15 protein-coding genes are annotated in these 17819 nt (G+C 38.3%); all 15 read right to left on the bottom strand.

Annotated elements, in window-relative coordinates:
* Nucleotides 1-138: 138 nt before the first annotated feature.
* Nucleotides 139-936, bottom strand: coding sequence for a TIGR00282 family metallophosphoesterase (locus ACE199_RS02570; protein WP_375348437.1), 798 nt, complete (start codon nt 934-936; stop codon nt 139-141).
* A 101-nt stretch (nt 937-1037) separates the two neighbouring features.
* Nucleotides 1038-2597 carry a ribonuclease Y gene (gene rny / locus ACE199_RS02565; protein WP_252291409.1) on the bottom strand — a complete coding sequence of 520 codons (1560 nt, stop codon included), beginning with the start codon at nt 2595-2597 and terminating at the stop codon, nt 1038-1040.
* 294 nt (nt 2598-2891) lie between these two features.
* A complete protein-coding gene (gene recA / locus ACE199_RS02560; RefSeq protein WP_127759842.1) occupies nt 2892-3938 on the bottom strand; it encodes a recombinase RecA in 1047 nt (348 codons plus the stop codon).
* A gap of 329 nt (nt 3939-4267) precedes the next feature.
* Nucleotides 4268-5509, bottom strand: coding sequence for a competence/damage-inducible protein A (locus ACE199_RS02555; protein ID WP_375348436.1), 1242 nt, complete (start codon nt 5507-5509; stop codon nt 4268-4270).
* Between the two features lie 24 nt (nt 5510-5533).
* The gene (pgsA, locus tag ACE199_RS02550) at nt 5534-6118 is read right to left on the bottom strand and encodes a CDP-diacylglycerol--glycerol-3-phosphate 3-phosphatidyltransferase (protein WP_127759840.1); all 585 of its coding nucleotides are present in this window, start codon (nt 6116-6118) and stop codon (nt 5534-5536) included.
* 53 nt (nt 6119-6171) lie between these two features.
* On the bottom strand, nt 6172-7074 hold the full coding sequence (locus ACE199_RS02545) for a helix-turn-helix domain-containing protein (protein WP_375348435.1): 903 nt from the start codon (nt 7072-7074) through the stop codon (nt 6172-6174).
* 17 nt (nt 7075-7091) lie between these two features.
* Complete coding sequence (locus ACE199_RS02540; protein ID WP_119116500.1) at nt 7092-7883, bottom strand: DUF3388 domain-containing protein; 792 nt, start codon at nt 7881-7883, stop codon at nt 7092-7094.
* Nucleotides 7884-8472: 589 nt separating this feature from the next.
* A complete protein-coding gene (locus tag ACE199_RS02535) occupies nt 8473-8733 on the bottom strand; it encodes a DUF3243 domain-containing protein (protein ID WP_252294362.1) in 261 nt (86 codons plus the stop codon).
* An 81-nt stretch (nt 8734-8814) separates the two neighbouring features.
* A complete protein-coding gene (ymfI, locus tag ACE199_RS02530; RefSeq protein WP_375348434.1) occupies nt 8815-9540 on the bottom strand; it encodes an elongation factor P 5-aminopentanone reductase in 726 nt (241 codons plus the stop codon).
* A gap of 389 nt (nt 9541-9929) precedes the next feature.
* Nucleotides 9930-11216, bottom strand: coding sequence for an EF-P 5-aminopentanol modification-associated protein YfmH (gene yfmH / locus ACE199_RS02525; RefSeq protein ID WP_375348433.1), 1287 nt, complete (start codon nt 11214-11216; stop codon nt 9930-9932).
* A complete protein-coding gene (gene yfmF / locus ACE199_RS02520) occupies nt 11216-12496 on the bottom strand; it encodes an EF-P 5-aminopentanol modification-associated protein YfmF (RefSeq protein WP_375348432.1) in 1281 nt (426 codons plus the stop codon). Before yfmF ends, yfmH begins: the two co-directional genes overlap by 1 nt.
* A gap of 220 nt (nt 12497-12716) precedes the next feature.
* Nucleotides 12717-13676, bottom strand: coding sequence for an ABC transporter permease (locus ACE199_RS02515; protein ID WP_375348431.1), 960 nt, complete (start codon nt 13674-13676; stop codon nt 12717-12719).
* Entirely contained in the window at nt 13677-14723 is a 1047-nt protein-coding gene (locus ACE199_RS02510; RefSeq protein ID WP_375348430.1) for an ABC transporter permease, read from the bottom strand.
* Entirely contained in the window at nt 14716-16251 is a 1536-nt protein-coding gene (locus ACE199_RS02505) for an ABC transporter ATP-binding protein (RefSeq protein WP_375348429.1), read from the bottom strand. Before ACE199_RS02505 ends, ACE199_RS02510 begins: the two co-directional genes overlap by 8 nt.
* A 437-nt stretch (nt 16252-16688) precedes the next feature.
* Nucleotides 16689-17783, bottom strand: a complete 1095-nt coding sequence (locus ACE199_RS02500; RefSeq protein WP_375348428.1) for a BMP family lipoprotein — start codon at nt 17781-17783, stop codon at nt 16689-16691.
* Between the last annotated feature and the right edge of the window lie 36 nt (nt 17784-17819).

Below are 17819 nucleotides of genomic sequence, written 5' to 3'. Positions count from 1 at the left end.
TACCGATTGAAGCATGGTTCAACTGGTATGACTCTTTCCACTGCTACTATATTCAAGGGAACAAACTTGTATGACAAGAAATAAGGAGACAGCTCGTTTACTCTAAAGCCACAATTCAATAACTTTATGTAACAGAACTTAATGAAAAAACGGATGATCTTCATTAATTAAAATGCGATCAATCTTCTTTGTTTTTCCACTTTTTTCATCAATATCAATTAAAACAGCACTTAATAAAGTACGCCCTTCTTTCGGTACTTCAAAACGAACAGGTAAGCTTGTTAAAAATCGATGAATGACAGCGCTTCGTTCCATACCAAGAATTCCATCATATGGACCTGTCATCCCTACATCCGATATGTAAGCTGTTCCATTTGGCAAAATTCGATTGTCAGCTGTCTGAACGTGTGTATGAGTTCCAACAACTGCCGACACTTTTCCATCTAAATACCAGCCCATTGCTTGTTTTTCGCTTGTCGCTTCTCCGTGAAAATCAATGAAAATTATCCGTGTTCTTTTTTGCGCTTCTAAAATAAGCTCTTCCGCTTTTTGAAACGGACAATCTAGCGCTGGCATAAAGGTGCGGGCCTGAAGATTAATGACCGCAATTTCGAGCTCATTTAATTTTAAAAACTTTAAACCTTCTCCTGGCGTACCTTTAGGAAAGTTTGCAGGTCGTACAAGATATTTAGCTTCATCAATAAATTCAAAAATATCACGGTTGTCCCATGTATGGTTGCCCATTGTAACAGCTTGTGCACCCCATTCAAGAAATTCACGGTATATTTTCTCTGTTATCCCACGTCCACCAGCCGCATTTTCACCATTAATTATCGTAATATGTGGACGATGTTTCTCTTTTAACTTTGGCAAGTATTCCTTGACCATATCTCTTCCTGGGGAGCCAACAACATCTCCAATAAACAGCAATTTCATACAAAAATCCTTTCTATTTAACGCATCATCATTATCATTTCTTCAGACAATATTGTAACATAGCCGAAAATAAAAACGAAGCGGTATAAAACCACTTCGTTTTATTTAGCATATTCAACAGCTCTTGTTTCTCGAATAACTGTTACTTTAATATGTCCAGGATAATCGAGCTCTTCTTCAATTCGCTTGCGAATATCACGTGCAAGTCGATGAGCAGCTAAATCATCAATCTGTTCAGGTTTCACAAGAATACGCACTTCGCGTCCAGCTTGAATCGCAAAAGATTTCTCAACACCATCATAGGATTCAGAAATTTCTTCTAATTTCTCCAGACGACGAATATAATTTTCAAGTGTTTCACTGCGAGCACCTGGTCTTGCTGCAGATAAAGCATCCGCTGCAGCCACAAGTACAGCAATAACTGAAGTCGGTTCTGTATCTCCATGATGAGAAGCGATGCTATTAATGACGACTGGATGTTCTTTATACTTCGTCCCTAATTCGACACCAATTTCAACATGACTACCTTCTACTTCATGATCAATAGCTTTACCAATATCATGAAGCAATCCAGCACGGCGAGCAAGCACCTCATCTTCCCCTAGCTCTGCGGCAAGTAAACCTGAAAGTTGTGCAACTTCAATCGAATGTTTTAACACGTTTTGTCCATAACTAGTACGGAATTTCAAACGACCTAGAATTTTAATAAGGTCTGGATGGAGCCCGTGAACGCCTACTTCAAAAGTAGTTTGTTCACCAATTTCGCGAATGTGTTCATCCACCTCACGTCTTGCTTTATCCACCATTTCCTCAATTCGAGCCGGATGAATTCGCCCATCTTGGACTAATTTCTCTAAAGCTAGGCGAGCTGTTTCTCGTCTAATTGGATCGAACCCTGATAAAATAACTGCCTCTGGGGTATCATCAATAATAAGATCAATTCCAGTTAGCGTTTCAAGTGTTCGGATATTTCGGCCTTCACGTCCGATAATCCGTCCCTTCATTTCATCATTTGGAAGAGTAACAACAGACACCGTTGTTTCAGCAACATGGTCAGCTGCACAACGTTGGATTGCTAAAGATAAAATATCTTTCGCTTTCTTGTCTGCTTCTTCTTTAGCTCGGGTTTCACTCTCTTTAACCATAAGCGCAATATCGTGAGCGAGCTCCTGCTCCATACGATCAATAATAATCGTTCTTGCTTCCTCACGAGTTAAGCTTGAAATGCGTTCAATCTCTGTTTGCTGCTTACGAACCATCTCGTCCACTTTGCTTTCCATCTCTTCAATATGCTGTTGTCTTTGGTTAAGAGAATCTTCTTTCTTCTCTAAAAGAACTTCACGTTTATCTAACGCTTCGTCTTTACGATCTAAATTCTCTTCTTTTTGCAATAATCGATTTTCTTGTTTTTGTAATTCGTTTCTTCTTTCACGTACTTCACGATCAGAATCGGTACGAATTTTATGAATTTCATCTTTTGCTTCCAATAAGGCTTCTTTCTTCAGAGCCTCTGCTTCCCGTTTTGCATCCTCTACAATCTGTTCAGCAGAGCCCCTTGCCCCTGCTATTTTGTTGTCAAACTTTGACTTATGAACAAAATAGCCAACAACTGCACCGACGACTAGGCCAAGCAAAGTGAAGATGATTGTCATGGGTTCCATCATTTCACCTCCCCTTGCTACGAACTTTTTTCCTAATAAAGTTGAACTGTCGGCAAATACATTGTACATACGTTCAATATACAGCGCTTAATTTTCAAAATTTTAGTTTGAAAAAATGTAAAATATACATATTAATTGTATAGTTGTGGATTTTTATTGTCAAGTGCCGTACCCTTATGCGAACGGATTATTCTTCAAAAATCCACTAAATAAAACATTCATACACCTATACCTTATAGATTAACTAAAACAGACCTTAGCCCAAGGGCTAAGATCTGTTTTTCGGTTCATTGATTAATCAAGAAGTTCAGGTAGCAGCTCCTCATCATCTGCTCCTTCTGGCAGTACATGTTCTCCGTCTAAATTGTAATGATCGCGAATTTTTTGAGCAATTTCTTTTGCAACATCTTTATTTTCTTTTAAGAAAAGCTTCGCGTTTTCACGGCCTTGTCCAAGACGCTCATCATTATAAGAATACCATGAGCCACTTTTTTGTACGATATCCAAGTCAGACCCCATATCAATAATTTCACCTTCACGTGAAATCCCTTCTCCATACATAATGTCAACTTCCGCTTGACGGAATGGAGGAGCTACTTTATTTTTCACAACTTTTACTTTTGTTTTATTTCCAACTACGTCATTCCCTTGTTTTAATTGCTCAGCACGACGTACTTCAAGACGAACAGTTGAGTAAAACTTAAGCGCACGTCCACCTGGAGTTGTTTCAGGGTTTCCGAACATAATACCGACTTTTTCACGGATTTGGTTAATAAAGATAGCAATCGTATTCGATTTATTAATCGCCCCGGATAATTTTCTAAGCGCTTGCGACATAAGACGCGCTTGAAGACCTACGTGAGAGTCACCCATTTCTCCTTCGATTTCTGCTTTTGGTACCAATGCAGCAACCGAATCAATAACAATAATATCGACTGCACCACTTCGTACTAATGCTTCCGCGATTTCAAGTCCTTGCTCCCCTGTATCTGGTTGAGATAACAGCAACTCATCAATATTTACACCCAGCTTCTGTGAATAATCTGGATCGAGCGCATGCTCGGCATCAATAAACGCAGCTGTGCCTCCATTAGCTTGTACCTCTGCAATGGCATGAAGAGCCACTGTTGTTTTACCTGAACTTTCTGGTCCATAAATTTCAATAATTCTGCCACGTGGATACCCGCCTACTCCAAGGGCTACATCCAAAGCAAGAGAACCACTTGAAATAGTAGAAATCTTTCGGTCTGTTTGTTCTCCCATTTTCATAATAGAACCTTTTCCGAATTGTTTTTCAATCTGCTTTAACGCCATTTCTAATGCGGCTTGACGATCACTCATTGTATTGCCTCCTTATATATTCAAATTAATCAATCTATGATTATCATTATTCTAAACGGTAACATAAAACGGTATGAAACTTGTCTCAAAACCTATCTCTACTATATACTGTTTTCGATCATTTGCCAAGTAAAAAGACGAACATTTATTCGTTTTTTTACTTGGCTATTTTTCCAATAAAAACATCAAATCTATCTCATAAGTCTCTATTTAAAGCATAAATACATGTAAGAATCAAATTTCATCTAAAAAGAATGTTCAAAAAAGCTTCACATAATAAACCTTGGCCTGCATAGAAAAACAGAGCTTCAAAAGAAGCCCTGTTTCAACTACATTTGCTGTATATCTCTTAATAAATAATGACAGCCATATTTGACAGTCCGAATCCTATTTTGTGCCCTACTTCCAGAAAGGTTTAAAGATTGAACATGAGAACGACCATCTCGATACGAGATACCAATGAAAACTGTACCGGCTGGTTTACCCTCCTGTTCCTCTGGCCCTGCTACACCAGTGAAGCTAATTCCGACATCGCTCTCCAGCTCCGTACGTATATTAGCTGCCATTTCAAGGGCACATTGTTCGCTAACAACACCATAGTTTGCAATCGTCGCTTCACTTACATGAAGCATTTTTGCTTTTACTGCAGTTGCATAGCTAACAACGCCGCCTTTAAATATTGCGCTAACACCAGGAATGGTCGTTAATTGTTCTTGAAACATCCCACCTGTTAAGCTTTCGGCAACAGCAATGGTCATATCACGCTTTGTTAACTCTTTTACTAATTCTTGAATAAGCGACGTTTGATCGCTGCCATAATAAAATTGACCAACACGGCGGAGAATTTCAGCTTCCACTTGTGAAATAAGGGCTTCGCACTTTTCCTTTGATTCATCTTTAGAAGTAATCCGTAATGTCACTTCACCGTCTGCCGCTAACGGTGCAATCGTTGGATTTGTTTGATTCTCTAACAAGTCCTCAATTTCTGTTTCTAATAACGCTTCTCCTATGCCGTAAAAGCGAAGAACCTTTGATTCAATTCGCTCCTTACTTTGAAGTCTATTTTGTAATTGTTGATAGCCGTAGCTTAAAAACATCGGTTCCATCTCTTTTGGAGGACCAGGTAATAACATGTATGTAATGCCCGCTTGAGTTAACACCATTCCTGGCGCCATTCCATGATCATTTCTTAGGACATGACAGCCTTCTAAAACAAGGGCTTGCTTTTTATTATTTTCTGTCATTATCCGACCCTTTTTACTGAAATAATCTTCAATAGAACGAAGAGCTTCCTCATCAAACACGAGCTGTTTCCCTAAATGACGGGCGATTGTTTCTTTCGTTAAATCATCTTTCGTCGGACCAAGCCCACCTGTAAATACAATTAAATCAGCACGGGACTCAGCTAATTCAATAGCTTGCTGCAAGCGACGATCATTATCGCCAACGACCGTATGATAAAAAACATTAATCCCCATTTCAGCAAACTGCTGTGATAAAAAACGACCATTTGTATTCACAATTTGCCCTAGTAATAGCTCGGAACCAACAGCAATAATTTCTGCATCCATTCCAATATCCTCTCCCCACTCTTATTACTTAGAGTTTACAAATACATCTTTATTTTTAGCAAAATAATCATAACCTGACCAAATTGTGAAAATTAAAGCAATCCATAGCGCAATATTAGCAAATGGAAGGGATATCATAGCAAAAGGCAAATTATGAAGTAATAATGCGGAAATAGCTACAATCTGTGCCCACGTTTTAATTTTCCCAAGCTGATTAGCTGCTACAACTTCACCTGTTCCTGCCAGCACGAGACGCAGTCCAGTGACCGCAAATTCGCGACTAATAATAACGATGGCAATCCAAGCCTGACCATACATTAAATCTAAATCAACTAACACAATTAAAGCAGCCGAAACTAATAGCTTATCCGCAAGTGGATCCAAAAACTTCCCTAAATTGGTAACCATATTATATTTCCGCGCATAGTACCCATCAATCCAATCTGTTGTCGAAGCAATAATAAACAATAACGCTCCAACAAAATGAGTAACAGGCAATGAATAATCTCCAAATGAAAGATCTCCCCAAGAAAAAGGAACAAGCATAATAATTAAAAAAATAGGAATTAAAAAAATACGAGATAGTGTAATCTTATTAGGTAAATTCAATGTCAAACCTCCAAAATATGCGCTTTCCTACAGTTGTTCTTTTATAGTGCTCGTTATTGAGTAGATGACGAATCAGCTTTCGTAAATTGAATCGTAATCTTTTGACTGAGCACTTCTGTTGGAGAAATAGCATATTCTAGTTTCTCGTTATTCACATAAATTTCAACATCTTGTGCTCTTCCTAAGTTCAGGATAACAACAGACTCATCCTTCACATCTAATTCTTTCTCTTCATCTACTTTCAGTGTTCCTTGATATAAATAACTTCCATTACCGTTTGTTATACCGACCCAAGGTTCACCTGAGGAAACAAGCTTAACCGTAAATGCGTCTGTATTCTTTAATTCATATGTGCTATTTTTACCGCTAGAGTTAATAACCTTTAATTCTTGCTCTACTTCCTCTGCTATAGGCTCATCTTTCTCTTCTTCATTCGGTTTTGCAGCTTCTTTATGCGTATCTGTCTCTTTTGGTTCTTTTTCTTTAGAGAATTCTTCACTTTCATTAAAACCAACGTTTTCCGATTGCTTAGTATCCTCCGCTTGTTCATTTTTGGAATCGCCCATAGCATTAGACACCCATACATAAATAAGCACAGCGACTCCAATCACTACTACACCGCCCAAAATCTTTGGAAGCATGTCGATGATTTTAGACTGGCTTGCTGAAACCGTTTTTCGTGTTTGAACTCTCGAAAGCTCAGGTAGTTCCTCTTGGTGTGTAACGGGAACATTACTTTTATATTGTTCGAAAATTTCTTCTGAATCTAAGCCGACCGCTTCACAATATTGTTTAATAAAAGCGCGCACATAGAACTTGCCGGGCATCATTTCATAATTGCCTTCTTCTATTCCAACGAGATAGCGCTTTTGAATCTTCGTTATTTCTTGCAAATCATCTAAGCTGAGCCCTTTAGCTTCTCTCGCTTCCTTCAATCTATTACCTAGTTCTGTCAACTAAAACACCTTCCATTTTAAAAATCAAAACCGCCAAATTCCGATGTCGAAAAATGGTCATTTTGGTCAACTACATCATATTTAATTTCTTCTTCAGGATTATTTCGCAATTCAATGATGTAGTCAAAATCCTCGAGCGTATACTCTGTATTTTGGACAAAAACATCTGGATGCTCAATTACTTTAACCGCATCCAATCTCATAATTTCACGTACAAGCTGCCAATGACGCTCATTTGCTCGGCGAGTAGATACAATTCCATCTAAAATAAATAAGTTGTCATTGTGGTATTCATCTTCAATTAATTGACTCCGAATGGTTTGTTTTAAAAGCGTCGATGACACAAATAACCACCGTTTATTAGCACAAACGCTCGCAGCCACAATTGATTCAGTTTTCCCTACACGAGGCATCCCTCGAATTCCTATCAGTTTATGACCTTCTTTTTTAAATAATTCTGCCATAAAATCGACAAGCAACCCTAACTCATCACGCACAAAGCGAAAGGTATTCTTCTCATCCGCATCACGTTGAATATATCTTCCATGCCGTACAGCGAGTCGATCACGCAATTTAGGTTCTCTTAACTTAATCAACTTTATCGTATCCATCGTTTGAAGGATTGATTCAAATCTCTCTATATTTCTGCGCTCCTTCGCTACGAGTAACATACCACGTTTGCCTTCATCAACGCCATTTATCGTAATGATGTTAATCGAAAGCATACCTAATAACGACGAAATATCTCCTAATAACCCCGGGCGGTTTTTTTGGATTTCGTATTCAAAGTACCATTCAGTTGTTTCCACGATACACTGCTACTAAAAGAATAGATAAACTCTTTTCGCATACTTAAGCGGAGACATTGCTAAGCAGATTTCCTCCTGAATGTTTGGAAGAGTTGTTTATCCATACTTCAATAGCAGGCTTCACCTCGCTTTTTGCTTTTTATTTTTATGGATATGGTATATGACGCTGTTGATGTTAACTAATAAAACTCTTTTAACAAATCTATTTGTATCAAAGGTTTCCTTACACTTTTGAATAATCATTGTTGTCCTGTTTTAAAAAGCTATGTTAAAAAATAGGGTTGTTTCACATATCAAAAATCAACAACATTATTTAACAGAGCATAAAAAATAGTTAATCCTTACATTTCTTTTTTACCACTTATATACGCACTTCTATTTATTTAAAACTTTTTCGAACGAACACCATCCTCTTTGTATACCTTCTATGATATAGCATTTCAATAGAAGTTGAAAGGGAAAACCTTGCAAAAGTCAACGTATTTTCTGAATCTAAATATTCTTCATTGAAGCATGCACTTTTTATTTAGCACACGTTTATAAAAATAGAAAAAACCCTGCTACATAAACAGGGTTTTTACTATATGTTTTATTTTGATGTACCGTTGTTTTCAACGAGTTTAACCATTACACTTGCAATGGCATGTCGTTCTTCTTCACTAGCTACAGACCAAAGATCCGATAACACTCTTTCTTGCTCATTTTTTGGATCTACTTGTGTCGCTAAGTAATCTCCAATTTCATAAGCTAAATTCGAAATTGCACTCTGTTCTAAACCTTGACCTTGTCCTTGATGTAATCGGTCCCCTAAGAAGTTTTTCCATTGATCCCAATTATCTAAAACAGACATTGAAAGTCACCCTCCTTCGTAATAGTACAATGATATTTTGTAACAAAGACGAAGGGTTTATACATCATTTAGGAAAAATTATTACGTATACCAACCGCCATTTACTCCAAGAACTTGACCAGTAATATAAGCCGCTTTATCCGACAATAGAAACGCTACGGCTTCAGCAACTTCTTCTGGGTTCCCCATACGCCCCATCGGAATATCCCCTTTAATTAATTCAAGATCTTCGGCACTAAAAGATTGCAACATGGCCGTTGAAACCGCACCAGGAGCTACCGCGTTAACGCGAATATCATTTAATGCAACCTCTTTACTAAGCGCTTTAATAAACGCATTTTGCCCGCCTTTTAGCATCGAATATAGTACTTCACAGGAAGCCCCTGTTTGTCCCCAAATCGACGTCACTGCAACAATTGCAGCTTTTTCTTGATACATGAGCTTTGGCAATAACTCTTTCGTTAATTGAAACGGGCTTGTCACATGCAGTTGAACCATCTCACTAACCACTTGCTCATCCATATCAGAAATCAGTCCGTAATAGCTATTTCCACTATTCAATACAATAGCATGAAGAGCAAAAATATTTCGAACAAGCTGTTTATAGCCTTCCTTTGTCGAGAGATCTGCTTGAATCGGAATTACTTCGATATCAAATGGTTGAAGCTGTCTCATCAAGTTTTGAATCGCTTCTTCATTTGCATTGTAATGTAAATAAAGTGAATAGTTCTCCTCGGCGAGTTTTAAAGCAATTTGACTGCCAATTCCGCCGCTCGCTCCCGTAATAAGGGCAAAGCGTTTCTCCACAACTTGCGCCCCCTTTTTATTTCTTTTTACATTGGCTCCTCTTTTTAGCGTGGTCGATTAGGAGCTCATTCCAAGCCTAAAGTTTCGCATAAAACGAGCCCTAATCGATGAATTACTAACCTAACTTTTTATCTCACTCTTAACGGGCAGTAAGACCCTCACCTCAAGATTCAAAATGAACAAGGAAGATAGATGGGGGACAACTGCCCGTAAAGGTCCGATTGGTGAGATACAGTGAAACTTACCTTTGCGATTTTCAAAGGTATAGTTGAACCAATCAGGTTCATACGGTCATTTGATTGAAGCGAAGCGGAAATCTTAGTGACCGTAGAACGTGACTAACCATCAGTGGGGGATGAAGAAAAACCCCCACTGATGGAAGTTTCACTTTATTTAGGAACGACTTGACATACCGTAATTCGATCATCTGTCACTAATTCATTAGCGATATGTTTAATGTCTGTGAAAGTTAGCTGCTCTAATTCACTTACAACATCAAACAAATTCATGTCATTAAACGCATACCTTGTAAATTGGTTGGCAATATACTCCGGGGAATTCAGTGAACGTAGAAAAGAGCCAATTTTTTTCTTAACCGTTCGCTGCAAGCTCTCCTCTGTTAACCCTGTTCCTGTCTTCGATTGCTGTAAGATACGAAGCAGCTGCTCAGCTAATTCGTCCGGCTTCGCACTATCACCGCCAATTAAAGCAAAGCCAAAGCCTTGTTCTTGTGTATAATCATATGAAAAACTTTGATCGATATACCCTTTTGTGTACAAATTTTCATGAAGGGGAGAACTTTTCCCAAATAACATTTCTAAATAAATATTCGTTGCGAGCTCTCGCTTCAAAAGTTCCTTCCCGCTTTGCTGTACATTTGCAGCTTTAATGCCAAGCATCACTTTTGGTGTTTGTACATTCATGCTCAAACGTTCCATCTTCTTAGCAACGGAATCCGGCTCCGGCTCAAACTTTCGTTCAATTTCTGCTCCAGCCTCGTACTTCTTACTGTTCTGATTTTGACGAATTTGCTCCATAATCGATTCCACTTCAACAGGACCAACAATAAACAATAGCATATTGCTTGGATGATAAAAAGTATGATAACACTCATATAACATATCTTTATCAATCTTCGCAATCGATTCAACCGTACCGGCAATATCAATTTTAACCGGATGATGATGGTACATATTTGCAATTGTACCGAAATATAGTCGCCAATCTGGATTATCATCATACATATTAATTTCTTGACCAATAATTCCTTTTTCTTTTTCAACCGTTTTCTCAGAAAAATAGGGATCTTGAACAAAATCAATCAAGGTCGTTAAATTCGATTGAAATTCATCTGTGCTTGAGAAAAGATAAGCCGTTCTAGTAAAAGAGGTAAACGCATTGGCCGAAGCTCCCTGCTTACTAAATTGTTGAAAAACATCTCCATCTTCCTTCTCAAATAGCTTGTGCTCTAAAAAATGGGCAATGCCATCAGGCACTTGAATAAATTCCTGTTTCTGTAAAGATTTAAAATGGTTATCAACTGAGCCATACTTTGTCGTAAACGTCGCAAACGATTTATTAAACCCCTGTTTCGGTAAAATATACACATCTAAACCATTCGTTAATTTTTCGTAATACAACTCTTCTTGTAACTGATTAAAAAGAATCTTCTCCATCAGCGTTGCACCTCCGTTCCCGTTAAGAAATAAATCGTATCTAACTTCATCTGGTTAGCAACTTTCATGACTTCCTCTTTTGTAACTTGTTCCGTCTTTCCTATCCATTCATCGAGAGAAATAGACTGATTCGCCAGCACATTATGATATAAAAGCTCGACCAAACCTCGTGCAACATCCACCGTTTCTAATACTTGGTTTTTCACAACTGCCTTCGTTTGCAATAGTTCTTCTTCTGTAAAATCCCCTTGCTTCATCGCCTCAAACTGTTCTTTAATAATGTCAACAGCCTGCTTATAGTTCTCATTTTCAATTCCTGACATGACCATTAATAAGCCTTTATGACTTTCTACCCTAGACGCTGCATAATAAGCGAGACTGGCCTTTTCACGCACATTGATAAATAATTTGGAGTGAGAAAAACCACCAAAAAGACCGTTAAATAGCTGCAAGGCAAAATACTGAGGGTCTCCATATAAAATATTCGTCCGATAACCGATATTTAATTTTCCTTGCTTTACATCGATTTTTTCAATTACTTCCTTTTCATCCTCAATCGAAGCATTAGCCTGTCTCGACAACACAACTGGTTTACGGTCAGAAAGCGAGATATACTGACTCGCTAATCCATCTACTTCGTCCTCTGAAAGATCACCTATTACATATAAGTCAATTTCATCTTCATTCAGCGCTTTTTGATAATAATCGTAAAGAGACATTGGCGTAATTTGCTCCAATTCTTCCAAACGGCCATTTGCTTCTAGCGCATAAGGTTCATTTGCACACATTTCTTCGACAAGACGCTTCGACGAGTAGCGCATTTTATCATCAAAAACGGATTGAATTCGTTGCTTTAATGCTCGTTTTTCATTTGTTACAGTTGCTGAATCAAAAGCCATCTCTTCAACTTTTGGATGAAAAAGAACTTCAGACAAAAGCGAAAAAGCCTTCTCTAAAAGCGGCGTAGTATCACTTAAAAACTTCTCATTTACGATATCAATGGTGAAACTAATAATGTGGTATTCTCCTTTTTTTGTCACATCCACATAAAGTCCAGCTCCGTACAAATCATCTAAATAAGATCGAAGCTCAGGTGTTGTCGGATATTTACTTGTATTACTTTGTAAAACATGCGGAAATAGCGCCCGATATGTCACCGTTTCTTTCGTTAGTGGCGCTTTCATTTTGAATACCAGTGTATTCGTTTTATATTTAGTAGTACGAACAATATGGAGCTTGTAACCGCTTTTGTGCTTGATTGTTTCAGAAGCAATCGCCATGATCATCCTCCTTAATATGTATAAAACCGATATACTTATTGTTTGTATGTTATAAGCCTTTTAAACATTTACTTCTACATTAAAATATACATGCGAAAAGAAAAATCATGCAAGTTCCAACTACTTTTTTAAGTCTTTGTAATAAGACACTGTTATTTAACGGCGCCAATAACAAAGAAACCAGCTAGCTGACACAGCTCGGCCGGTTTCTTGTTATACATTAGCGTTCCCCTTTAATATACGGCTGCCCAGATGCTTTAGGCGCATCGGCACGACCAATGAATCCTGTCAGAGCAATAATGGTAAGCACGTAAGGAGCAATTAATAAATATACAGATGGAATATCTTTAAAGAGGGGCAGGCTTGACCCGACAATGCTTAAGCTTTGTGCCAACCCAAAGAATAAAGCTGCACCCATTGCCCCAACAGGATGCCACTTTCCAAAAATCATCGCAGCAATCGCCATGAAACCTTGACCATTAATTGTCGCATGGCTGAAATCATTTGCAAAAATCGTCGCATGAATAGCACCGCCAACTCCAGCAAAAGCACCGGAAATTAACACTCCTGCGTAACGAATTTTGAATACATTAACGCCCATCGTATCAGCAGCCATTGGATGTTCACCAACTGCACGTATGCGTAGACCAAATGGAGTTTTGTATAAAATATACCAAACGATAAACGAAACTAAAATCGCGATATACGCAATATAATAACTATTAGAGAAGAAAACCGGTCCAATAAATGGAATATCACTTAATAATGGGATATCAATTCGGGCAAATGTTTCAGAAATAAAATCTGTTTGTCCTTTATCATAAATCTTTTTCACAAGAAATATCGTTAAACCGACAGCTAACAAGTTTAATGCCACCCCGCTAACCGTTTGATCAGCTCGGAATGTAATGGTAGCTACAGCAAGCAGCAGTGAAAATAACACCCCTGCCGCCATCGCAACAAGGACAGAAATCCAAGGTGTCCAGTTTCCAAATACATCTGCATATGTTAAGTTAAACACAATGCCTGTAAATGCTCCGATAACCATCAAACCTTCTAAACCAATATTAATAACACCAGAGCGCTCCGAGAATACCCCACCAAGTGCAGTGAAAATAAGCGGGGCAGCGTAGGCAATCATTGACGGAATAATGATTAATAACACTTGATAAAAGTCCACTTATTTCACTCCTTTCTTGTTAAAGCGTTGAGCAAGCCATCGAATGAAATAGCTAGCCGCCACGAAGAAAATAATTAACGCAATAATAATATCCACAATCTCACTTGGAATCCCGATTTGCAACGGCATATTTAACGCTCCTGCCTTCAAGCCGCCAAATAGTATCGCTGCTAAAGCAACACCAATCGCTGTATTTGCACCAAGTAATGCAACCGCAATTCCATCAAAGCCCATGCCTGTAAAACCACCTTTAATCGCTGCATAACCGAATGTACCTAATCCTTCCATGACACCTGCAAGACCTGCAAATACACCAGAAATCACCATAGAAAGAATAATATTCTTATTTACGCTCATCCCAGCATATTCAGAAGCATTTTGGTTGAAGCCAACCGCCTTTAATTCAAAACCCATTTTTGTTTTTTCAAGAATAAACCACATAATGATGATGCAAATGATGGCAATCACAATCCCCCAGTGCAATCGTGAATAGTCTGTAAGCGATTGTAAGAAAGGAGAACTAAGTGAAGCGGAATCCGCAATTCTTTCTGTTCTATCCTTTTTATCAGTCAAAATATCGTTAATTAAATAGTTGGTCACATAAAGTGCAGTATAATTTAACATAATGGACACGATGACTTCATGTACTCTAAATTTCGCTTTTAAATACCCTGGAATAAACGCCCAAAGCGCTCCTGCTAACGCACCAGCTACAATCGCTAGCGGCAAATGAATGAACTTGGGTAATTCGAAAGCAACTCCGACCCAAACAGCGGCGAGCCAACCGACAATTAATTGGCCTTCTACTCCGATATTAAATAGTCCCGTTCGAAAGGCAAATGCTACCGCCAGACCAGCTAAAGCATACGTAATGATCGTTCGTAACGATTCACCGATATAGTATTGCTCGCCAATAATACCATCAAGCATCACACCGTAGCCTGCGATTGGGTCATAACCGCTAATAAGCATGATGATGGCACCAGCAATTAATCCTAGCACGACTGCAAGTAGTGGAATAGTTAATTTGGACAAATATTTAGACATCCGATTTGTCACCTGCTTCCGTACGTTTACTTCCAGCCATTAATAACCCTAGTTCTTGCTCTGTCGCTTTTTTAGGGTCGACGATGGCCACGATTTCTCCTTCGTAAATGACTGCAATCTTATCACTAACATTCATAATCTCATCTAATTCAAATGAAATTAGGAGGATCGCTTTACCAGTATCACGCTGTTCAATAAGACGCTTATGAATGAATTCAATCGCACCAACATCTAGTCCACGGGTTGGTTGAGCTGCTATAAGTAAATCTGGATTACGATCGACTTCACGACCGATAATCGCTTTTTGCTGATTTCCACCAGAAAGAGAGCGAGCTAGCGTATATTCACTCGGTGTCCGCACATCATATTCTTTAATAATTTTTCGTGCTTTTTCAAAAATTTTCTTCGAGTTTAATACGCCTTTTTTAGAGTAAGGCTCTTGATAATAAGTTTGCAAAACGATATTTTCCCCGATACTATAGTCCAGCACTAATCCGTGCTTATGACGATCTTCTGGAATATGCCCAACACCTGCTTCAGTTACCTTACGCGGCCTTTGATTTTGAATCTCTTTTCCGTTTAGCTTAATCGTACCAGCGCTTATCTTCCTCAAGCCTGTTAACGCTTCAATTAACTCTGACTGGCCATTACCATCGACCCCTGCAATTCCAATAATCTCGCCTGCTCGAACAGAAAGACTTAAATTCTTAACCGCTGAAATGCCACGAGAATCTTTCACTTCAATGTTCTTTACTTCTAAAACAATATCTGTTGGTTTCGCCTCTATTTTTTCTGTTTTGAAAACGACATCACGCCCCACCATAAGGCTCGCCAGTTCATTCGGATTGGTATCCCTTACATCCAACGTATCGATTCCTCGTCCTTTTCGAATAACCGTTACACGATCACAAACTTCCATAATTTCTTTAAGTTTATGTGTAATTAAAATAATAGATTTTCCCTCTTTAATTAGTGCTTTCATAATAGCGATTAATTCTTTGATCTCTTGCGGAGTTAATACAGCAGTTGGTTCATCAAAAATTAAAATATCTGCACCACGATATAGTGTTTTCAAAATCTCGACCCGTTGTTGCATCCCTACGGAAATATCAGCAATTTTCGCATCAGGGTCGACGCTTAAATGATACTTTACTGAAAGTTCACGCACCTTTTTACTAGCATCCTTTAAATTAATTTTTCCCGCGTTTGCTGGTTCCTTACCGAGAATAATATTTTCCGTTACAGTAAAAGGATCGACCAACATAAAATGCTGATGAACCATCCCGATTCCTAAATCGTTAGCGACATTTGGACTTGTAATATGAACAGGTTTTCCTTTGACCCGAATTTCTCCTTGCTCAGGCTGGTATAAGCCAAACAGTACGTTCATTAATGTTGACTTTCCCGCACCATTTTCACCTAATAAGGCATGAATTTCCCCTTTTTTTAATTGCAGGGTGACATTATCATTTGCTACAACTCCAGGGAATTCTTTCCGGATATTAAGCATCTCAATTACATATTCCATGTACATTCACTCCTATTAAAAAATGAGATACAATTCTCCGATTAAGCGATTGTTGCTCCTCTCCTAATCGTCCCCATAGTAACCCTTTTATTGGTCGAAAGAACCAAATGGAAAACTATAATCCTCTACCATTCTCAATAGTATTTGATAGTATTTAAAGCTTGATTATAGCCTTTCATTCAGGTTTTCCATTTATGTATAGAATACTAATGAAGAAAAGTGCAAGGCGCCTGAAGCTAAACACTAAAGCAGGTCGAAAAAGTTATACCCTCTTATCTTGTCGCTGTGTTAGACAACCTTGTTGATATAGGTAGTTCATTTCATAGAGTCAGAGCTTAAAATAAGCCAAAAATCCACAGCGTTCTATAACATAACCTATCTTTTAAAGAAAGAAGGAAAGAGAAGGCAGATAATTGCCTTCTCACCTTCTCTCTCTATTAAAACTTCATTGCTTTTAATTCTTCATCCGTTGTCGGAACTTTTTGTTCACCAGACTTGATTTTCTCTGTCCACTTTTCAACTTCTTTAAGAGTTTCTTCGCTTATATTCTCTTTAGAGTCAGAAATTTTAATACCGTCTTCTTCCATACCATACTCGATAATTTGACCTCCTGGGAATTCACCAGCTTTAGCTTTTGTTGCAAGGTCTTTCACGGCTACGTCAACACGCTTAACCATAGAAGTTAAGGTTACATTGTATTCTTTTCCATCAACTGTTACAGCACCTTCCTCATGTTGATCACGATCGACACCAATTACATAAATTTCTTTTGACGGGTCTTTTTGCTTTAAATCCTTTGCTTCTGCAAATACACCGTTTCCTGTCCCGCCCGCAGCATGATAAATAATATCAGCGCCAGAAGCATACATGCTGCTTGCGATTGATTTACCTTTTGCAGCGTCACCGAAGCTACCTGCATATTTAGAAACAACTTCCGCTTTAGGATTAACAGATTTAACGCCTGCAATGAAACCTACTTCAAACTTCTTAATTAATTCACCTTCCACACCACCGACGAAACCAACTTTATTTGTTTTCGTTTGTAAGCCTGCAATCACACCTACTAAAAATGAGCCCTGGTGCTCTTTAAACGTAATACTTGCTACATTATCTTTCTCGACAACTGAATCAACAATAGCAAATTGAGCTTCTGGGCGTTGATCAGCTACGTCTGCAACTGATTCTGCTAAAGCATAACCAATCGCGAAAATAACATTATAATCTTCACGAACAAGTGTATTTAGATTCGTTGTATAGTCAGCATCTGATTTTGATTGAAGATAGTTATAACCATCTTTGCCTTTTTCCAAACCATTTTCTTCACCAAAACTTTGGAGACCTTCCCATGCTGATTGGTTAAATGATTTGTCATCCACACCACCAATATCGGTAACCATCGCTACAGTAAAGTTTTCTTTTTTATCCGCTCCATCGTCTTTTGCATCATCTTTTTCTGCATTGCCACATGCACCTAACATTGTTCCCGCTGCTAAAATTAGTGAAAGAGCTAAACCAAATTTACGCTTTTTCAACCTTCCCCCTCCTATATTTGTATAAGTTTTTAATAG

This window comes from Peribacillus sp. Hz7 (assembly GCF_042136355.1).
GTDB lineage: Bacteria > Bacillota > Bacilli > Bacillales > DSM-1321 > Peribacillus > Peribacillus asahii_A.
This window is presented reverse-complemented; position numbering and strand designations above follow the sequence as displayed.

Excerpts from the sequence above, each read along its gene's own strand:
- yfmF (WP_375348432.1), bottom strand. The coding sequence starts at position 12,496 with ATGGCGATTGCTTCTGAAACAATCAAGCACAAAAGCGGTTACAAGCTC.
- rny (WP_252291409.1), bottom strand. The coding sequence starts at position 2,597 with ATGGAACCCATGACAATCATCTTCACTTTGCTTGGCCTAGTCGTCGGT.
- ACE199_RS02555 (WP_375348436.1), bottom strand. The coding sequence starts at position 5,509 with ATGGATGCAGAAATTATTGCTGTTGGTTCCGAGCTATTACTAGGGCAA.
- recA (WP_127759842.1), bottom strand. The coding sequence starts at position 3,938 with ATGAGTGATCGTCAAGCCGCATTAGAAATGGCGTTAAAGCAGATTGAA.
- ACE199_RS02510 (WP_375348430.1), bottom strand. The coding sequence starts at position 14,723 with ATGTCTAAATATTTGTCCAAATTAACTATTCCACTACTTGCAGTCGTG.
- ACE199_RS02535 (WP_252294362.1), bottom strand. The coding sequence starts at position 8,733 with ATGTCTGTTTTAGATAATTGGGATCAATGGAAAAACTTCTTAGGGGAC.
- yfmH (WP_375348433.1), bottom strand. The coding sequence starts at position 11,216 with ATGGAGAAGATTCTTTTTAATCAGTTACAAGAAGAGTTGTATTACGAA.
- ACE199_RS02570 (WP_375348437.1), bottom strand. The coding sequence starts at position 936 with ATGAAATTGCTGTTTATTGGAGATGTTGTTGGCTCCCCAGGAAGAGAT.
- ACE199_RS02505 (WP_375348429.1), bottom strand. The coding sequence starts at position 16,251 with ATGGAATATGTAATTGAGATGCTTAATATCCGGAAAGAATTCCCTGGA.